The organism is Rhodoferax sp. (assembly GCF_030646845.1).
Classification (GTDB): domain Bacteria; phylum Pseudomonadota; class Gammaproteobacteria; order Burkholderiales; family Burkholderiaceae_C; genus Rhodoferax.
In genome coordinates this window covers 49,764-66,678 of record NZ_JAUSLE010000021.1, presented here as the reverse complement: position 1 = coordinate 66,678, position 16,915 = coordinate 49,764, and the positions used below count along the sequence as shown (strand labels likewise).

General features: G+C 61.3%; 19 protein-coding genes. 11 read left to right on the top strand and 8 right to left on the bottom strand.

The annotated features are described in order from the left end of the window. Positions 1–19: 19 nt before the first annotated feature. The 6 genes from Q7T10_RS05535 to Q7T10_RS05510 form a co-directional block, all read right to left on the bottom strand. Positions 20–817, bottom strand: a complete 798-nt coding sequence (locus tag Q7T10_RS05535) for an enoyl-CoA hydratase/isomerase family protein (protein WP_304746803.1) — start codon at positions 815–817, stop codon at positions 20–22. Positions 818–833: 16 nt separating this feature from the next. Next, positions 834–1,829 (bottom strand): tripartite tricarboxylate transporter substrate binding protein, encoded by a 996-nt coding sequence (locus tag Q7T10_RS05530; protein ID WP_304746801.1) that lies wholly within the window; start codon positions 1,827–1,829, stop codon positions 834–836. A gap of 40 nt (positions 1,830–1,869) precedes the next feature. Further along, positions 1,870–3,411 (bottom strand): malonyl-CoA decarboxylase, encoded by a 1,542-nt coding sequence (locus Q7T10_RS05525; RefSeq protein ID WP_304746799.1) that lies wholly within the window; start codon positions 3,409–3,411, stop codon positions 1,870–1,872. Further along, positions 3,408–4,076 carry a GntR family transcriptional regulator gene (locus Q7T10_RS05520; RefSeq protein WP_304746928.1) on the bottom strand — a complete coding sequence of 223 codons (669 nt, stop codon included), beginning with the start codon at positions 4,074–4,076 and terminating at the stop codon, positions 3,408–3,410. The genes Q7T10_RS05525 and Q7T10_RS05520 overlap by 4 nt, the downstream gene beginning before the upstream one ends. Positions 4,077–4,202: 126 nt before the next feature. Further along, positions 4,203–5,021, bottom strand: a complete 819-nt coding sequence (gene lgt, locus Q7T10_RS05515) for a prolipoprotein diacylglyceryl transferase (RefSeq protein ID WP_304746797.1) — start codon at positions 5,019–5,021, stop codon at positions 4,203–4,205. 43 nt (positions 5,022–5,064) lie between these two features. Further along, positions 5,065–6,033, bottom strand: coding sequence for a LysR family transcriptional regulator (locus Q7T10_RS05510; protein ID WP_304746795.1), 969 nt, complete (start codon positions 6,031–6,033; stop codon positions 5,065–5,067). A 104-nt stretch (positions 6,034–6,137) separates the two neighbouring features. Between Q7T10_RS05510 and ilvD the strand changes: the two genes are divergently transcribed. Then, positions 6,138–7,832 carry a dihydroxy-acid dehydratase gene (gene ilvD / locus Q7T10_RS05505; protein ID WP_304746793.1) on the top strand — a complete coding sequence of 565 codons (1,695 nt, stop codon included), beginning with the start codon at positions 6,138–6,140 and terminating at the stop codon, positions 7,830–7,832. A 74-nt stretch (positions 7,833–7,906) separates the two neighbouring features. Here ilvD and Q7T10_RS05500 read toward each other — a convergent pair whose 3' ends face one another. Continuing rightward, positions 7,907–8,152, bottom strand: a complete 246-nt coding sequence (locus tag Q7T10_RS05500; RefSeq protein WP_304746791.1) for a TIGR04438 family Trp-rich protein — start codon at positions 8,150–8,152, stop codon at positions 7,907–7,909. A gap of 104 nt (positions 8,153–8,256) precedes the next feature. Here Q7T10_RS05500 and Q7T10_RS05495 point away from each other — a divergent pair, with 104 nt between their 5' ends. After that, a complete protein-coding gene (locus tag Q7T10_RS05495; RefSeq protein ID WP_304746789.1) occupies positions 8,257–8,559 on the top strand; it encodes a c-type cytochrome in 303 nt (100 codons plus the stop codon). Between the two features lie 124 nt (positions 8,560–8,683). Here Q7T10_RS05495 and acs read toward each other — a convergent pair whose 3' ends face one another. Continuing rightward, complete coding sequence (gene acs, locus Q7T10_RS05490; RefSeq protein ID WP_304746787.1) at positions 8,684–10,681, bottom strand: acetate--CoA ligase; 1,998 nt, start codon at positions 10,679–10,681, stop codon at positions 8,684–8,686. Positions 10,682–10,838: 157 nt separating this feature from the next. Between acs and Q7T10_RS05485 the strand changes: the two genes are divergently transcribed. The 9 genes from Q7T10_RS05485 (at position 10,839) to Q7T10_RS05445 (ending at position 16,911) form a co-directional block, all read left to right on the top strand. Then, complete coding sequence (locus Q7T10_RS05485) at positions 10,839–11,438, top strand: YqhA family protein (protein WP_304746785.1); 600 nt, start codon at positions 10,839–10,841, stop codon at positions 11,436–11,438. A 95-nt stretch (positions 11,439–11,533) separates the two neighbouring features. Beyond that, the gene (locus Q7T10_RS05480) at positions 11,534–12,010 is read left to right on the top strand and encodes a Na+/H+ antiporter subunit E (RefSeq protein WP_304746783.1); all 477 of its coding nucleotides are present in this window, start codon (positions 11,534–11,536) and stop codon (positions 12,008–12,010) included. Then, positions 12,010–12,294, top strand: coding sequence for a monovalent cation/H+ antiporter complex subunit F (locus Q7T10_RS05475; protein ID WP_304746781.1), 285 nt, complete (start codon positions 12,010–12,012; stop codon positions 12,292–12,294). The genes Q7T10_RS05480 and Q7T10_RS05475 overlap by 1 nt, the downstream gene beginning before the upstream one ends. Next, positions 12,291–12,620: a monovalent cation/H(+) antiporter subunit G gene (gene mnhG, locus Q7T10_RS05470; RefSeq protein ID WP_304746779.1), complete on the top strand. Its 330-nt coding sequence runs from the start codon at positions 12,291–12,293 to the stop codon at positions 12,618–12,620. Before Q7T10_RS05475 ends, mnhG begins: the two co-directional genes overlap by 4 nt. 14 nt (positions 12,621–12,634) lie before the next feature. Further along, entirely contained in the window at positions 12,635–13,144 is a 510-nt protein-coding gene (locus tag Q7T10_RS05465) for a DUF4040 domain-containing protein (RefSeq protein ID WP_304746927.1), read from the top strand. Next, the gene (locus tag Q7T10_RS05460) at positions 13,141–13,566 is read left to right on the top strand and encodes a Na(+)/H(+) antiporter subunit B (protein WP_304746777.1); all 426 of its coding nucleotides are present in this window, start codon (positions 13,141–13,143) and stop codon (positions 13,564–13,566) included. The genes Q7T10_RS05465 and Q7T10_RS05460 overlap by 4 nt, the downstream gene beginning before the upstream one ends. Further along, complete coding sequence (locus Q7T10_RS05455) at positions 13,563–13,958, top strand: cation:proton antiporter subunit C (RefSeq protein ID WP_304746775.1); 396 nt, start codon at positions 13,563–13,565, stop codon at positions 13,956–13,958. The genes Q7T10_RS05460 and Q7T10_RS05455 overlap by 4 nt, the downstream gene beginning before the upstream one ends. Beyond that, positions 13,955–15,439, top strand: a complete 1,485-nt coding sequence (locus Q7T10_RS05450) for a monovalent cation/H+ antiporter subunit D family protein (protein WP_304746773.1) — start codon at positions 13,955–13,957, stop codon at positions 15,437–15,439. Before Q7T10_RS05455 ends, Q7T10_RS05450 begins: the two co-directional genes overlap by 4 nt. Further along, entirely contained in the window at positions 15,439–16,911 is a 1,473-nt protein-coding gene (locus tag Q7T10_RS05445; RefSeq protein WP_304746771.1) for a monovalent cation/H+ antiporter subunit D family protein, read from the top strand. The genes Q7T10_RS05450 and Q7T10_RS05445 overlap by 1 nt, the downstream gene beginning before the upstream one ends. Positions 16,912–16,915: the final 4 nt, after the last annotated feature.

Genomic DNA, 16,915 nt, shown 5'->3' with positions numbered 1-16,915 from the left:
AGGCAAGAGCCTCAGGGCGCTAGAACGCGGGCTTTCTCTTTTCCAGAAAGGCCTGGACACCTTCCCGGTGCTCGACGCTGTCAGCGTACCCATAGGCCTCGCCGATGTCACTTGCTACTACATCAATAGCATCCCGCGCAATATGGACGGGGGCTAGAGGGCTAATTAGTGCTCGAAGAGTTTGCTTGTTGAGTCTGGCCGCCTGGGGTGCCAGGCCCGCGATCCGCAATGCGGTGGCCTGTGCCTCGGCGCCCAGCTGATCGTCCGCCAGCACGCGGCTGAGGAAGCCGGCAGCCTTCATGTCGGTCGCGCTGAAGATCGCCGCTTCCAGCAGCATCTGGCGCGCCGTGACCAGGCCGACTTCACGCGCCACCAATGCGGCCTCGCGCGGCGCCATCGGAAAGCCCAGCCGGGCAATGGGCGCGCCAAACCGGGCGCCAACGCCTGCCAGGCGGATATCGCAGCAACTGGCAATCTCAACCCCGGCCCCCATGCAGTTGCCGTCAATTTTCGCCACAATGGGCACATCGCACGCCAGCATCGCCTTCAAACCGCCCCAGACATCGTTCTCGTGAAAGTCGCGCAGGGTCGACTCCTGAAACCGGAAATCAGCGTATTCAGAGATATCGCCGCCAGAACAAAAATTACCGCCCTCCCCGCCGATCACGACACAGCGCACCTCTGTGTTGTTTTGCACGCTCTCAAAGACAGAGCGCAGCTCACGCCACATGATGCGCGACATCGCATTGAAGCGGGCGGGGAAGCTGATGGTGACCCGCGCCACACCGGCCTGCTGCTCATACTGGATCACACCCATGGCTGAACCGGCGCGCTCAGTCCAGCTTGGCGCCAGAGGCCTTGACCACCGTTGCCCAGCGCTTGATCTCAGCGCTGACAAAACTGCCAAACTGCGGCGGTGTCAGGTTGCCAAACTCCGCGCCATTGCTGGCCCAGCTGGCTTTGAGTTCGTCCGTGGCTGCGGCACGGCGCATGTCCTCCACGATGCGGGCCTGCACATCGGCCGGCGTCCCTTTGGGCGCCCACAGGCCATACCAGGTGGAAACGGTGTAGTCCGGCAAGCCGAGCTCGGCCGCGCAAGGCACGTCGGGGAACGCCGGGTTGCGCTTGGCGCCCGACACCATGAGTGCCTTGATACGACCCCCCTTGATGTGCGCAGCCGATGAGCCCAGGCCGTCAAACATCATGTCCACATTGCCCGCGATCAAATCGCTCAAAGCCGGGCCGGCGCCGCGATAGGGAATGTGGGTGATGAACGTTTGCGTCTGCATCTTGAACAGCTCCCCCGCCAGATGGTGGGAGGTGCCGCTGCCGGCCGAGCCGTAGTTCATGCGACCCGGATTCTTGCGCACCTGCGCCAGAAACGCCTTGAAGTCGCCCGGCACCAACCTGGGGTTAACTACCAGCACCTGCGGCACGTTGGCCAGCAGGGCCAGCGGCACAAAGTCTTTTTCGAGGTCGTAGTCCAGCCTGGGGTACATCGAAGGCGCGATGGCGTGATGCACCGCCCCCATAAACAGCGTGTAGCCATCCGGCTGGGCCTTGGCGGCAATACTGGCACCCACGGTGCCGCCAGCGCCGCCCCGGTTGTCGATGATGAGTTGCTTGCCCGTCAATTTGGCGAACTGCGCCGACAGCGGTCGGGCAAACGCGTCGGTGCCGCCGCCCGCCGGGAAGGGAACCACCACGGTCACCGGCTTGGCTGGCCAGGCCGACTGTGCCTGGCCCAGCAGCGGGCTGCTGGCGATGGCGGCGGCGGCAAGGCGCAAAACGTCGCGCCGGGTGTTGTGTATCGAGTGTGTCAAAGTCATGTTTGTCTCCTGTTATTTTGCTAAATGCGAAAACTGCCCGTCACAATTTCAGGTCATCAATGTCCCCTGAAACCGGTATTTTGCTTTGCGCCAGCTGGGCCCGGTATTTGTCCAGCCGCTTGAGATCGTAAAGGTAATTAACCATCATCCCGTAAGACTGCTTGAGACCTTTGGCCGACGGGTCGCCGCCCCAGTTCAGCCGCTCGATCCGCGCGCCGTTGCCCAGATGAAAGCGCGCCACGGCATCCAGCGGCTTGCCATCCGCGAACTCCTGACCCAGGTAATGGGCGGCACATTGCATCAGCAGATGACGAACGGGCGACTTGGCGTCGAGCTCCAGTGCCTTGTCGGCGGCGCCCAGCAGGTGCGCCGCCGCGACCGGCTCAACGCCGATAGCGCGCCCGAGCTCGGCGCGGGCCTTGTCATCAAGCCTGGCGAGCATGGCCGAGGCGTTCTTGCCCAGCCAGGCGCGAAAGCCCGGGATCGGCGACAGCGTGGCAAAAACCTTGAGGCGGGGGAACTCGGCCTTGAGGGATTCGACCACGCGCTTGATCAGCGAGTCGCCAAAACTCACGCCGCGCAGGCCGGGCTGGGTGTTGCTGATGGAGTAGAAAACCGCGGTCGTGGCTTTGCTGAGGTCTTGCACCGCCGCCGACTCGTCAAGCAGTGGCGTGATGCCCTGGGCCAGTTCATGAAGCAGCGCCACCTCCACAAAGATCAGCGGCTCATCCGGCAGTCGGGGATGGAAAAAACCGTAGCAGCGCCGGTCGGAGTCGAGCCGGTTCTTCATATCGCTCCAGCCGCGAATGTCGTGCACGGCCTCGTACTTGATGAGCTTCTCGATCAGCGAGGCGGGTGAGTCCCAGCTGATGCGACGCAGGTCCAGAAAACCGACGTCAAACCAGGTGGAGAACATGTATTCCATCTCGACATCCAGAGCCTGCAAGCGCTTGTCGGACTTGAGGTAAGGCAGCATTTCGGCGCGCATGTCCACCAGGAAACGTATGCCTTCCGGAAAGGCGCTGAAGCGCTGCAGCAAACGCCGGCGCGGTGACACCGTTGCGCGGCGGTACTGCACTTCGGCCGCCGCTTCATCGGGGGTGCCGACGGATGCAGCGAACTGGGCATGCGCCTGCTTCACTATTTGTGGATCTGCCACGAACTGCTCGCTCATCAGCAGCCACATGTCACGCCGGCGCTCCACCGTGGCGCGTGCGTACCACTGTGCTACCGCCCGGGCACGGCGTCCGCCTTCCACCTCGCTGACATGGCTGTCCACCACGGCCTGCAACTCGGTCAACGTGCGACGCAGCACCCGCGGTGACAGAGCTTCCTCCTTGTGGCGCAAGGTGCCGGCCAGACGCTCGCGGGTAGATCGCAAGGCGGGACGGGCGCTGGTGCTGACCGGGGCTGCCGCGAGATTGCCAGCAGGCAGCCCCTGCCCCGTCATGCCTGTGGCAGATGCTATTGTCTTAATAGCAACCTCCGCATTATCGGCGGGGGCTACAACCATTTTCTTGCCCAATCCGGCGGCAGGCAGCAGTCTGGAGACGCTGCGGCTGATCCAGTCAGAAGTGTTCATGCCAGCAACCTGCTTTTCTGGGTACGCGCAAGTTCGCGCAGGGCCTCACGCTGGTGCGTGAGGTGGGTACGCATCGCCGCGTCGGCAACTTCGCAGTCGCGCGCCCGCAGGGCGGCATAGATGGCAAGATGCTCACTCAGGCTTTGCTCCAGCCGACCCGGCGCATGCAGCTGCTGCAACCGTGCGAGCTTGAGAATTTTGCGCAGGTCGGCAATCACCTGGGCCAGCCAGCGGTTATTGGCCAGCGAGATGATGGCCTCGTGAATGGCGAAGTTGGTGGCGTAGTAGTCGTTGATGCGCCGGGCCCTGGCATGTTTCTCCAGGCGCTCGTGCAGTGTGTCCAGTGCGGCGATGTCGGCATCGCTGGCGTTGCGCGCGGCCTCGAACGCACAACGGCCCTCCAGCAAGGCAATCACGGGGAATATCTCATCCAGGTCCTGCTCGGTCACCTCGTTGACGAAACTGCCGCGGCGTGGCTCGTGGCGCACCAAGCCCTCGGCACTGAGCACCTTGAGCGCCTCGCGCAGCGGTGTGCGCGAGATTTTCAGGCTGGCGCACAGCGCGGCTTCGTCAATGAAGCTGCCTGGCGCCAGTGTGCCGGCGAAGATCTGGTCCCGCAGCAGCACCGCGACTTCATCGTGCAGGGAGTTATAGACCAGGCGCATGTTGAAGTTGGCTTTCCGTGTGAACTGGCGGGATCGCGTGCGTGTAATTTTCAATAATTTCCGGTAATTATGGAAAACCGGACTGGGAAACGCAAGAATTTTCCCCTCAGTACAAACCCGGGGCCGCTACTGGCGTCTGGTTGAGGGGCGCGCCCGCGCCCAGAACCACAGTGCGACGCCGCCCACGATCATGGGCACGCACAGCCATTGCCCCATGCTCATGCCCAGCGAAAGGATGCCGAGATGGGCATCGGGCTCACGGAAGAACTCTGCAATGAAGCGAAACACCCCATAGCCCAGCAGAAAGGCCGCCGCCACCTGGCCTTGCTTGCGTTCCTTGCGCGCGTACAGCCACAACAGCACGAACAAAAGCAGACCTTCCAGCAAGAACTGATACACCTGCGACGGATGGCGCGGCAAGTCCCCCGCATCCCGGAACACCATGCCCCAAGGCAGGTCCGGGCTACTCAAACGACCCCACAACTCACCATTGATGAAATTGCCCACCCGCCCCGCCGCCAGCCCCGTAGGCACACACGGAGCCACAAAATCAGCCACCTGCAGCCAGGGCCGGCCGCGTGAGTGCGCAAACCAGATCATGGCGGCAATGACCCCCAGCATGCCGCCATGAAAACTCATACCCCCTTGCCACACCGCAAATATCTCCAGCGGATGCGCGAGGTAATAGAGTGGCTTGTAGAACAGGCAATAGCCAATACGGCCACCCAGCACCACACCCATCACGCCGAGAAACAGAATGTCCTCCACGTCCTTGCGCGACCAGGCACCGGCCCCGGTGATCGAGGCAAACGGTTCATGCCGCAGGCGCCGGATACCGAGCAACATGAACAGCCCAAAAGCGGCCAGATAGGTCAGTCCATACCAATGGACGGCCAAAGGGCCGAGTTGCACAGCGATGGGGTTAATTTGGGGATGGATCAGCATGGACGGCATTGTGCACGCAAGTGCCGCCTGTCAGTATTTGCGCTCACGTGAGCTGTGACCCTGCAAACGCAACAAATCGCTGCAGCGTCGGACTGGCTCCCTCGGAACCCCATACCAGGCTGGTTTCGCAGCCGGGCATCGCGCTGAACATTTTGTCCGTCGCCTGGCGGGTGGCTCCGACCTCGCGGTACACCACCCCGGAGCGCTGAAACTGGCGCACGCTGTCCGGCACCCAGGCCACACCCAGCCCGGCCGACACCAGGTTGACAATGGTCTGCATCTGGATGGCCTCCTGCGCCACCAACGGCAGGCAACCCGCCGCGTGGTAGCGGGCAAAAATGGCATCGAACAGCGACGGCACGATGCGCCGCGGAAAGATGACCAGCGGCTCGGACAGCACGTCCGCCAGAGCCAGCATGGGTCGAGTCGCCAGCGGGTGCTGCTCGGGCAAGGCCAGCACCAGCGGCTCTTGTGTGATCAGCAAATGCGCTAGGCCGGCCGGGGCGAACCCCGGCGCATGCAGCATGAAGCCGGCGTCCACCTCCCCGCGTTCGAGTCCCTGCAATTGCAGGTCGCCCGTCGCTTCCAGCAGGTCCAGCTGCACCTTGGGGTAGATCTCCCGAAAAGCGCGCACCCACCGGGGCAGCAACGCAAAACCCACGGTAGATACAAAGGCCAGCCGCAAGCGCCCGACCTCGCCCGCCGCCGCCGCCCGGGCCTGAGCCGGCAAGGCCTGCGCGCGCGCCAGCAGATCCAGCGCAGCCGGCAACAAGGCCTGACCGGTCGCGGTGAGTTGCACGCTGCGCTTGGTGCGATCAAACAGGCGAACGCCCAGGCTCCTCTCCAGATGGGCAATGGCTTGCGTCAAGGGCGGCTGGGTCATGTGCAGGCGCGTGGCGGCATGGCCAAAATGCAGTTCCTCGGCCACGGCCACGAACTGCCGCCAAAGCCGCAGTTCAACGAGATGCGGGGTTAACGAGGTATCAGGCGACGGGTTGGTCAACTCACTCATATGCAAAACATATTACCAAGCCATAAAAAATATATTGGAACAACATAATAGCCCGGCGCATACTCTTGCCTGAAAATCGCAACCCCTTTTGAGAGAGACCTCCTATGGACACCAAACCCGTCGTCATGAACCCCCGCAGCAAAAATATCACCGAGGGCAAGTCGCGCGCGCCCAATCGCTCCATGTACTACGCGATGGGCTATGAAGAGGGTGATTTCAAGAAGCCCATGATCGGCGTTGCCAATGGCCACAGCACCATCACGCCCTGCAACAGCGGGCTGCAGAAGCTGGCGGATGCCGCGATTGCCGCGATTGAAGAGGCCGGCGGCAACGCCCAGGTATTCGGCACCCCCACCATTTCTGATGGCATGGCCATGGGGACAGAGGGCATGAAGTACTCGCTGGTGAGCCGCGAGGTTATTTCCGACTGTATTGAGACCTGCGTGCAGGGCCAGTGGATGGATGGCGTGCTGGTCGTGGGCGGCTGCGACAAGAACATGCCGGGCGGCCTGATGGGCATGCTGCGCGCCAATGTGCCCGCCATCTTTGTTTACGGCGGCACCATTCTGCCCGGCCATTACAAGGGCAAAGACCTCAATATCGTGAGCGTGTTCGAAGCCGTGGGCGAGAACGCGGCCGGCCGCATGAGCGACGAGGACCTGCTGGAAATCGAGCGTCGCGCCATCCCCGGCACCGGTTCATGCGGCGGCATGTACACGGCCAACACCATGTCATCCGCTTTTGAGGCGCTGGGCATCTCGCTGGCGTATTCGAGCACGATGGCCAACCCGCATGACGAGAAGGTGAACTCGGCCAGAGAGTCGGCCAAAGTTCTGGTCGAGGCCATCAGGAACGACCTCAAGCCACGCGACATCGTGACGCGCAAATCCATCGAGAATGCCGTCGCCGTCATCATGGCCACCGGTGGCTCCACCAATGCCGTGCTGCACTTCCTGGCGATTGCCCATGCGGCTGGCGTCGAATGGACGATTGACGACTTCGAGCGCGTGCGCGTCAAGACCCCCGTGCTGTGCGACCTCAAGCCCAGCGGCCAATACCTGGCTGTGGACCTGCACCGCGCCGGCGGCATCCCCCAGGTCATGAAAACTCTGTTGTCCGCAGGTTTGCTGCACGGCGACTGCATCACCATCACAGGTCAGACCATTGCAGAAGTTCTGAAAGACGTGCCGGATGTGCCGCGTGCCGACCAGGATGTCATTCGTCCCCTGAGTAACCCGATGTACGCGCAGGGGCATTTGGCCATTCTCAAGGGAAATCTGTCACCCGAGGGCTGCGTGGCCAAGATCACCGGCCTGAAAAACCCCGTGATGACCGGTCCGGCCCGCGTGTTTGACGATGAGCAGTCCGCCCTGACCGCCATTCTGGCAAACAAGATCGTCGCCGGCGATGTGATGGTGTTGCGCTACCTGGGCCCCAAAGGTGGCCCCGGCATGCCAGAAATGCTGGCCCCTACCGGCGCATTGGTCGGACAGGGTCTGGGCGAGTCGGTGGGACTGATTACCGACGGCCGCTTCTCGGGCGGCACTTGGGGTATGGTGGTAGGTCACGTGGCGCCGGAAGCGGCAGCAGGCGGCACTATTGCCTTCATCCACGAGGGCGACTCAATCACCATCGATGCGCACCAGTTGCTGCTGCAACTCAATGTCAGTGACGCAGAAATTGCCAAACGGCGCGCCGCCTGGACGGCACCGAAGCCCCGCTATACCCGGGGCGTGCAGGCCAAGTTTGCGTTCAACGCCTCAACGGCCAGCAAGGGCGCTGTGCTCGACAACTACTGATAACCGATTCACGCAGTTGATAGAAAGAAGCCCGCCCGGCATTGCCGGGCGGGCTTCTTTTCTTTAATGATTCGTCAACGCCTTCTCTTGTTGGACAGGGTGCCAAGGGCTTCGCGATTGCCGTCAATTCGAGCCTGTCGACGTGCATTCTCACGCTCCATGGCCTTCTTCTTCGTGTACCCCGAAGCGTCGGCCCAGGTCCACCACAGAATAGCCAGGCCAAATGGTGCCAGGACGATCCACCAGGCCCAAGCCGCCACGGGTCCGATTTCAAGATATTTCAAGACCAGCAAAATGAGTCCCAATCCCAGTAAATACATCTCAGTCTCCTGTCATTTCTCAATTGATCCATCGGCAACGCGTGTCAACCGATACGATTAGAATAGCGTTAGTTGACTGTATACCAACCCACGAGGAAATATCGATGAAACATGCTCTCTTTGCCTTAGTCGCCGCAGTTTCTTTAGCTGCTCCTGCATTTGCCGATCAGGCCTTGGCGACGTCCAAGAACTGCATGGCATGCCACGCTGTTGACAAGAAACTCGTGGGCCCGTCTTACAAAGACGTCGCCAAGAAGTACGCTGGTCAAAAAGATGCTGCTGACAAACTGGCAGCCAAGATCATCAAAGGTGGCTCTGGCGTTTGGGGACCCGTGCCGATGCCTGCCAACGCGCAAGTCAACGAAGCTGACGCCAAGAAACTGGCTGTCTGGGTTCTGGCAAGCTGATCTGATTTAGCCTGCTCCCCGCAAAAAAGCCCGCAGATGCGGGCTTTTTTGCGGGCTTGATTTTTGCTCAAATTGGCTGGCAACCCTCTCAATACGTGGGTTGCCAGCTTTCATTTTTGCAGCCTCAATAGGTTTGTCCCAGTTGGTCCAGAATCGCCGGATTTTCCAGCGTCGATGTATCCTGGGTAATCGATTCCCCTTTGGCAAGCGAGCGAAGCAGACGCCGCATGATCTTGCCGGAACGGGTTTTTGGCAGGTTCTCGCCAAAACGGATGTCTTTGGGCTTGGCAATCGGACCAATTTCCTTGGCCACCCAATCACGCAACTCCTTGGCAATGGCTTTGGCTTCGTCGCCCGTGGGGCAGGGGCGCTTGAGCACCACAAACGCACAAATGGCTTCGCCAGTGAGGTCGTCCGGACGACCCACCACGGCGGCTTCAGCCACCAGGTCGGTCTTGGCAACCAGCGCCGATTCGATTTCCATCGTACCCATGCGGTGACCGGACACGTTCAGCACGTCATCGATACGGCCGGTAATACGGAAATAACCGCGGTCGGCGCTGCGCACAGCGCCGTCACCCGCCAGGTAGATTTTGCCGCCCAGTTCTTCGGGGAAATAGCTCTTCTTGAAACGCTCCGGATCATTCCAGATGGTGCGGATCATCGAAGGCCACGGCCGTTTGACAACCAGCAGACCGCCTGAACCATTGGGCACGTCGTTGCCTGCTTCGTCGACGATAGCCGCCATGATGCCGGGCAGCGGCAAGGTGCAACTGCCGGGCACCAGCGGTGTAGCGCCGGGCAGCGGCGTGATCATGTGGCCGCCGGTTTCGGTCTGCCAAAAGGTGTCCACGATGGGGCAACGCTCGCCGCCAACGTGCTTGTAGTACCACATCCAGGCTTCAGGATTGATCGGCTCGCCAACCGAACCCAGAATGCGCAGACTGCTCAGGTCCGAGCGCGCAGGATGAACCTTTTCATCGCTCTCGGCCGCCTTGATCAGCGACCGGATGGCGGTGGGCGCGGTGTAGAAAATGGTGCACTTGTGGCGCTCGATCATCTGCCAGAACCGCCCAGCATTCGGGTAGGTCGGAATGCCTTCAAAAATGATCTGGGTGGCACCCGCCGCCAGGGGACCGTAGGCGACATAGGAATGGCCGGTGATCCAGCCGATGTCAGCCGTGCACCAGAAAACATCGGACGGTTGCAGATCAAATGTCCAGTCCATCGTCAGCTTGGCCCACAGCAAGAAGCCGCCGGTGGCATGCTGCACGCCCTTTGGCTTGCCAGTAGAACCCGAGGTGAACAGAATGAACAGTGGATGCTCGGCCCCCACTGGGACTGGCGCACATTGCATGCTTTGCCCCGCCAGCGCCTCTGCAAATGTGATGTCCCGCCCCGCCACCATATTGCAGGCTGTGGCCGTGCGCTGGTAGACAAAGACGGTCTTGATCGACTCGCAGCCGCCCATCGCCAGGCCTTCATCCACAATGGCCTTCAACGGCAATTCCTTGCCGCCGCGCATCTGGTAGTTGGACGTAATCACCGCCACGGCACCCGCGTCGATGATGCGTTCCTGCAGCGCCTTGGCCGAGAAGCCGCCGAACACCACGCTATGGGTCGCGCCTATGCGAGCGCAGGCCTGCATGGCAATCACACCTTCAAGCGTCATCGGCATGTAAACGAGAACGCGGTCACCCTTCTGGATGCCATGCGCCTTGAGAGCATTGGCGAACTGGCTGACCCGGGCGAGCAATTCCTTGTAGCTGGTCTTGGTGACCGCTCCATCATCGGCTTCGAAGATCACGGCGGTCTTGTTCTCGACCGGCGTTCCCATGTGCTTGTCCAGGCAGTTCGCCGAGGCGTTGAGCTCACCGTCATCAAACCACTTGTAAAACGGTGCGTTCGACTCATCCAGCGTTTTGGTGAAGGGCTTGGTCCACACCACGTTTTCCCGTGCCAGCCGGGCCCAAAAGCCCTCAAAATCCTTCTCGGCTTCGGCGCACAGCGCGTTGTAGCCGTCCATTCCCGAAATGCGGGCAGCTTTGGCGAAAGCCTCGCTGGGCGGGAAAACGCGGTTTTCAACCAGGGTTGATTCGACGGCGGACAAAGGTGCACTCATGGGTAGGTCTCCTCTAATTAACTAAAACTGCACGAGACTGTCGGGGTTGGCACTTACAAGCCACTGACGGGACTGAAACCCCCGAGTTTACCGACTCCGTTCCCCCCTCTTTTGCCCCCCTACAATCAGGGGCTCCACGCACAAACAAAAGACCAGAATGACTGCACCGACCACCGAAACAAACCCCCGTCTGCGGCCCATCCCGCGCTTCATCTTTGCCAGCCGGTGGCTGCAGCTTCCACTGTACATTGGACTGATTGCCGCGCAAGGTGTCTATGTATTCCACTTCTGGGTTGAACTGGTACATCTGCTGGAAGCTGTGTTCGGCAATCAGACCGCCTTGCAGGCCTTGGTGACGAGCATCGGCTACACGTCGGACGTGCAGGTGACGGCGCTGAACGAGACCATCATCATGCTGGTGGTGCTCGCATTGATTGACGTGGTCATGATCTCGAACCTGTTGATCATGGTGATTGTGGGTGGCTACGAGACGTTTGTCAGCCGCATGGAACTGGAAGGCCACCGCGACCAGCCCGAGTGGCTCAGCCACGTGAACGCATCTGTGCTCAAGGTCAAGCTCGGCACGGCCATCATCGGCATCAGTTCGATCCACCTGCTGAAGACCTTCATCAATGCAGCCAACTACGACGAAAAAGTGCTGATCGCCCAAACCGCGATTCACATCACCTTTTTGCTGTCCGCCATTGCGATCGCGTACACCGACAAACTCATGGTGCGGGACAGTAGCGCCCATTGAAACCAACCTGATCCTCGCAGCGGGAGGGCGGTTGGCGCTGGCCACGCCGCAGCTCTGGCTACAATGAAAAATCATCAGTTTGATCTTTGTTCAACGTGTTTCACTCCGTCAGCCTGTTTGTCTCCCTCTACCTCTTCTGGCTGCTGCTGTCGGGGTTCTTCACGCCGTTTCTGCTGTCGGCTGGAGTGGGTTGCGCGCTGGCCGTGGTCTGGTTTGCGCGCCGGATGGATGTCGTCGACGCAGAGGGGCACCCCATCCATTTGGGTCCCCGTGCCCTGCTCTACTGGCCATGGCTGCTAAAGGAAATCGTCAAGTCGTCGTGGGACGTAAGCAAGATTATTTTGCACCCCGGGCTTCCAATCAGCCCGACCCTGGTGCGCTTCAAACCGTCCCAGATGACCGACGTGGGTCTGGTGCTGCACGCCAACTCAATCACCCTGACGCCCGGCACCATCACCATTGAGGCGAACGCACAGGAGTTCTTCGTACACGGCCTCACGCGCGCGAGCGCCCAGGGCGTGATCGACAGTGAGATGGACCGCCGCGTAACGGCCTGTGAGGGCAAGGTCTGATGTTCGCTGCGGCCGCCCTCGCGCTGCTGGCTACACTCGCACTGGTGCTGGTGCGTGCCGCACTGGGACCGACAGTGTTCGACCGGGCTCAGGCCGCCAACACCATTGGCACAGTTGCTATGCTCCTGCTGGCAGTCCTCGGCTTCCTCAACGGACGCCCTGAGTTTTTGGACCTGGCCATCGTCTATGGCCTGCTCAACGTCATCGGCACGATTGCCGTGCTGAAATATTTTCGCCGTGGCGACCTGGGTGACCCGGGCGACCACGACAGGCCTGCCCCATGAGCCTGTGGATCGACGGTCTCAGTTGGATCTGCCTGGTCGCAGGCGGCTTCTTTTGCGTGGTGGGCGCCGTGGGTCTGTTGCGTATGCCTGACTTCTATACCCGCATGCATGCCGCCAGCCTGATCGAGACACTGGGCGCCGGACTGATCTTGTTCGGGCTTTTGCTGCAAGCCGGATTCACACTGGTAGCCGTCAAGCTCTTGATGGTCGGCTTGTTGATTTTCTTCGTCAGCCCGACGGCGACGCACGCGCTCGCCCGTGCCGGCATGGTGCGCGGCCTGAAGCCACTTCTGGCGGACAAGGAGGACACACCATCGAAACCCTGATCATCAACGTGCTGATGGTTTTAATGGCGGTCACCGTCTGGGTCATGGCGCGCAGCCGAAACCTTTTCGGCGTCATTGTCCTCGGTGGCATCTACAGCTTTCTGATGGCCACCGTGCTGGTCGCCATGGACGCGGTGGATGTGGCGATGACCGAGGCGGCGGTTGGTGCGGGAATTTCGACCGTGCTGTTCCTGGGCGCGCTGTACCTGTGCAAGAGTGAGGAAGCCCGGCCCATGCGCAAACCCTGGTTGCCGCTGGCCGTGTCGCTGGCCGTGGGCGGCCTGCTGGTCTATGGCACGCTGGGTCTACCGGAGTTCTCCGACCCCAATGCACCGATACACCAGCATGTCGTGCCGCGCTACCTGAATGACATCAAGAAAGAGGTCGATGTGCCCAACGTGGTAACCGCGGTGCTTGCCAGCTACCGTGGCTATGACACCCTGGGCGAGACCACAGTGGTCTTCACGGCCGGTGCCGGCGTGATTGCGCTGCTACGACGTCGCCGCAGGAGCCGCAAGCCATGAAGAACGACCTGATTCTGCGGGTCATCGCCAAGCTGCTGATTCCGTTCATCCTGCTATTCGCCTTGTACGTGCAATTCCACGGCGACTTCGGCCCTGGCGGTGGCTTCCAGGCTGGCGTGATTCTGGCTGCAGCGGTCATTTTCTATGCGCTGATTTACGGCCTGGCCGATGCACGCAAGGTCGTGCCCGAGCCACTGGTCGAATCCATGATGGCCATTGGCGTGCTGATTTACGCCGGCGTCGGCGTGGCCGGGCTGCTGCTGGGCGGCAATTACCTGGACTACTTCGTGCTCGATCCTGACCCGGTGCACGGCCAGCACCGCGGCATCTTCTGGGTCGAGGTCGGCGTCGCCACCACGGTGTCGGGTGTGATGCTGAAGATTTTTTACATGTTCGCCGATCGCGGCAACGTTGACGAATGAGCGCGGCGGCCAACTCCATGACGCTGGGCGGTCACTTCACGTACTTCATCACCGTGTTCCTGATGATCTCGGGGCTGTTCATCGTCATTGCGCGCGGCAACCTGATCAAGAAGCTGGTCGGCCTGGGCATTTTCCAGACTTCGGTCTATCTCCTGTACATCGCGCCGGCCAAGCTGCTTGGCGGTACGGCACCGATTCTCAGCGACGCTTTCACGGTTTACTCGAACCCCCTGCCCCATGTCCTGATCCTGACTGCCATCGTCGTCGGGGTCGCAACGCTGGCTCTTGGCCTGGCATTGGTCGTGCGCATTCGCGAGACCTACGAAAGCATTGAAGAGGACGAGATACTGAGCCTGGACGCTGCACCAGAACGCGATGGAATAAAGCAATGAACCTGGTCCCGCATCTGCCCGCCTTGCAGGTTATCGTACCTTTGATCGCCGCGCCGCTCACGGTGCTGCTGCGTCGACGCAGCGTGGCGTTCGCGGTGGCGCTGACGGCCAGTTGGATCGCACTAGCTATCGCAGTGATGCTGTGGCTGCAAGTCGCCGGCAGCGGCACCATCTCTTACGCCATCGGCAGCTGGCCGGCCCCCTGGGGCATCGAGTACCGCGTCGACCGGCTGAGCTCATTCATGCTGGTCCTGGTGGCTGGCATTGCCGCCCTGGTACTGCCCTACAGCCGTGCCAGCATAGAAGCCGAAATACCGCCCGAACAGCACTACCTTTTCTACACCATGTTCGTGTTGTGCCTGACCGGACTGCTCGGCATCGCGATCACTGGCGACGCTTTCAACATTTTTGTTTTCCTGGAAATCTCATCGCTGTCGGCTTATGTGCTGATCGCGCTGGGGCGAGACCGACGGGCCCTGTTTGCCGCTTACCAGTACCTGATCATGGGCTCGATTGGCGCCACTTTCCTGGTCATTGGCATCGGCCTGCTCTACTTGATGACGGGCACGCTGAATCTGGCCGACATGGGGCGGCGCATCGCCACTGTGCAAGGCACACGTCCGGTGCTGGCGGCACTGGCTTTTGTCACCGTGGGGGTCTCACTCAAGCTGGCGCTGTTCCCGCTGCATCAGTGGCTGCCCAACGCCTATACATTTGCCCCCTCGGCCGTATCAGCCTTCCTGGCCGCGACGGCCACCAAGGTGGCGGTCTACGTGCTGCTGCGTTTCTACTTTTCGGTGTTCGGGGAGTCCGCGGTATTCGATAAACTGCCGATGCAGCAGATGATGTTGCTGCTCGCATTGGCGGGCATGTTTGCGGCGTCCGGTATCGCGATCTTCCAGACCGACCTGAAGCGCCTGTTCGCCTACTCCAGCGTCGCGCAAATCGGCTACATCATTCTCGGCCTGTCATTCAACTCGGTCAGCGGCCTGACCGCCAGCATCGTGCACCTGGTCAACCACGGCGTCACCAAGGGCGCCATCTACATGCTGCTGGGTTGCGTGGCGCTTGGCATGGGCGGCACCAGCCTGGCCCGGGTACAGGGCCTGGGCAAACGCATGCCACTGGTGAGCTTCGGCATTGTGGTGTGCGGTCTCTCACTGATGGGGGTTCCTGGTACCGCAGGCTTCGTCAGCAAATGGTATCTGCTGCTGGCGGCACTGGAGAAGGGGCAGTGGTGGCTCGTGTTCATGATTGTCCTGTCGTCCCTGCTCGCGGCGGTGTATGTCTGGCGATTCGTCGAGGCGGCGTATTTCCGTGAGCCGCGCAAGGACACAGCCAACATCACTGCAACTCCGTGGCTGATGAGCGTGCCCACAGCCATCCTGGTCGTGGCCACGGTGTACTTTGGTCTGGACACCTCATTCACGGTGGGCTCGGCGTCACAGGCAGCAGCCCTGTTGCTGGGGGGAGCGCGCTGATGCTGACGCCCGAACAGGCGATTCTCGCGTCCATGGCGGTGCCACTGGCTGGCGCCATGCTGATCTCATTCGCGGGGCGGCAGCCCAACCTGCGCGAAGGCATCACCCTGGTCACGGCGGCGGCGCTGCTGGTCTGCGTGCTGACGCTACTGCCCACGGTTCTGGGCGGCGCACGACCGGGCGTCATCTTGTTCAGCCTGCTGCCGGGCTTGCAGATCGCCTTCAGGGTCGAGCCACTGGGGATGCTGTTTGCGCTGATCGCCTCGGGCTTGTGGATTGTCAATTCGCTGTATTCGATTGGCTACTTGCGTGCCAACAAGGAGGCGCATCAAACGCGCTTTTTCGTCTGCTTCGCGCTCGCCATTTCAGCGACCATGGGCATTGCATTCTCCGGCAATCTATTCACACTGTTCATCTTCTATGAACTGTTGACGTTGAGCACCTACCCGCTGGTCACGCATCATGGCACCGACAAGGCGCGCACAGGCGGTCGCGTCTATCTCGCCCTGCTGTTGAGTACGTCCACCGTTTTCCTGTTGCCGGCGCTGGTGTTCATCTGGTTCATCGCAGGCACCACCGACTTCACGGCGGGCGGCATCCTGGCTGACAAGCTCGGGCCGACCGGGCTCGCCGTGTTGCTGGCACTGTGCGTGTTCGGGATCGGCAAGGCCGCGCTGATGCCTTTCCATCGCTGGCTGCCGGCCGCCATGGTGGCGCCCACGCCGGTGTCCGCGCTGCTGCACGCGGTGGCCGTGGTGAAGGCCGGCGTGTTCAGCGTCGTCAAAGTGATTGTCTACGTGTTCGGGTTTGACACGCTCACATCAGCCGGAGCGACCCATTGGCTGGTGGCGGTGGCCGGATTCACCATCATTGCGGCCTCCGTAGTCGCGTTGTCCGCCGACAACCTGAAACGTCGGCTGGCCTACTCGACGATCAGCCAGCTTTCTTATGTGATCTTGGCCGCAGCGCTGCTGGCGCCCCTGTCCCTGATCGGTGCTGTGCTGCACATCGCCGCACACGCGGTCGGCAAGATCACCCTCTTCTTTGCCGCCGGCGCCATCTACACCGCAGCCCACAAAACCGAGGTCAGCCAACTTGACGGCATCGGGCGGCGCATGCCGTGGACGATGGGCGCCTTTGCGATTGCAGTGTTGTCCATGATCGGCCTGCCGCCAGCGGTCGGTTTCATCTCCAAGTGGTACATGCTGTCGGGCGCCATGGCCACCCAGCACTGGCTGGCCGTGGCGGTAATTGCACTGAGCACCTTGCTCAACGCCGGCTATTTCCTGCCCATCGTCTACCGCGCCTTCTTCGTGGCGCCACCCGCTGATCCGCACGGCCACGCGCACGGCGAGGCGCCGCTCCTCATGGTGATAGCGCTGACCGCCACCGCCGCAGGCACGGTCCTGTTGTTCTTCTTTCCCGACGTGCCGTTGGCGCTGGCACGTCAGATGATCAACCCGCGAGAATGAAACT

Excerpts from the sequence above, each read along its gene's own strand:
- Q7T10_RS05475 (WP_304746781.1), top strand. The coding sequence starts at position 12,010 with ATGTTCGCTGCGGCCGCCCTCGCGCTGCTGGCTACACTCGCACTGGTG.
- ilvD (WP_304746793.1), top strand. The coding sequence starts at position 6,138 with ATGGACACCAAACCCGTCGTCATGAACCCCCGCAGCAAAAATATCACC.
- Q7T10_RS05520 (WP_304746928.1), bottom strand. The coding sequence starts at position 4,076 with ATGCGCCTGGTCTATAACTCCCTGCACGATGAAGTCGCGGTGCTGCTG.
- Q7T10_RS05465 (WP_304746927.1), top strand. The coding sequence starts at position 12,635 with ATGGTTTTAATGGCGGTCACCGTCTGGGTCATGGCGCGCAGCCGAAAC.
- Q7T10_RS05485 (WP_304746785.1), top strand. The coding sequence starts at position 10,839 with ATGACTGCACCGACCACCGAAACAAACCCCCGTCTGCGGCCCATCCCG.
- Q7T10_RS05460 (WP_304746777.1), top strand. The coding sequence starts at position 13,141 with ATGAAGAACGACCTGATTCTGCGGGTCATCGCCAAGCTGCTGATTCCG.
- Q7T10_RS05500 (WP_304746791.1), bottom strand. The coding sequence starts at position 8,152 with ATGTATTTACTGGGATTGGGACTCATTTTGCTGGTCTTGAAATATCTT.
- Q7T10_RS05525 (WP_304746799.1), bottom strand. The coding sequence starts at position 3,411 with ATGAACACTTCTGACTGGATCAGCCGCAGCGTCTCCAGACTGCTGCCT.
- Q7T10_RS05535 (WP_304746803.1), bottom strand. The coding sequence starts at position 817 with ATGGGTGTGATCCAGTATGAGCAGCAGGCCGGTGTGGCGCGGGTCACC.
- Q7T10_RS05495 (WP_304746789.1), top strand. The coding sequence starts at position 8,257 with ATGAAACATGCTCTCTTTGCCTTAGTCGCCGCAGTTTCTTTAGCTGCT.
- Q7T10_RS05450 (WP_304746773.1), top strand. The coding sequence starts at position 13,955 with ATGAACCTGGTCCCGCATCTGCCCGCCTTGCAGGTTATCGTACCTTTG.
- Q7T10_RS05455 (WP_304746775.1), top strand. The coding sequence starts at position 13,563 with ATGAGCGCGGCGGCCAACTCCATGACGCTGGGCGGTCACTTCACGTAC.
- Q7T10_RS05445 (WP_304746771.1), top strand. The coding sequence starts at position 15,439 with ATGCTGACGCCCGAACAGGCGATTCTCGCGTCCATGGCGGTGCCACTG.
- lgt (WP_304746797.1), bottom strand. The coding sequence starts at position 5,021 with ATGCTGATCCATCCCCAAATTAACCCCATCGCTGTGCAACTCGGCCCT.
- acs (WP_304746787.1), bottom strand. The coding sequence starts at position 10,681 with ATGAGTGCACCTTTGTCCGCCGTCGAATCAACCCTGGTTGAAAACCGC.
- mnhG (WP_304746779.1), top strand. The coding sequence starts at position 12,291 with ATGAGCCTGTGGATCGACGGTCTCAGTTGGATCTGCCTGGTCGCAGGC.
- Q7T10_RS05530 (WP_304746801.1), bottom strand. The coding sequence starts at position 1,829 with ATGACTTTGACACACTCGATACACAACACCCGGCGCGACGTTTTGCGC.
- Q7T10_RS05510 (WP_304746795.1), bottom strand. The coding sequence starts at position 6,033 with ATGAGTGAGTTGACCAACCCGTCGCCTGATACCTCGTTAACCCCGCAT.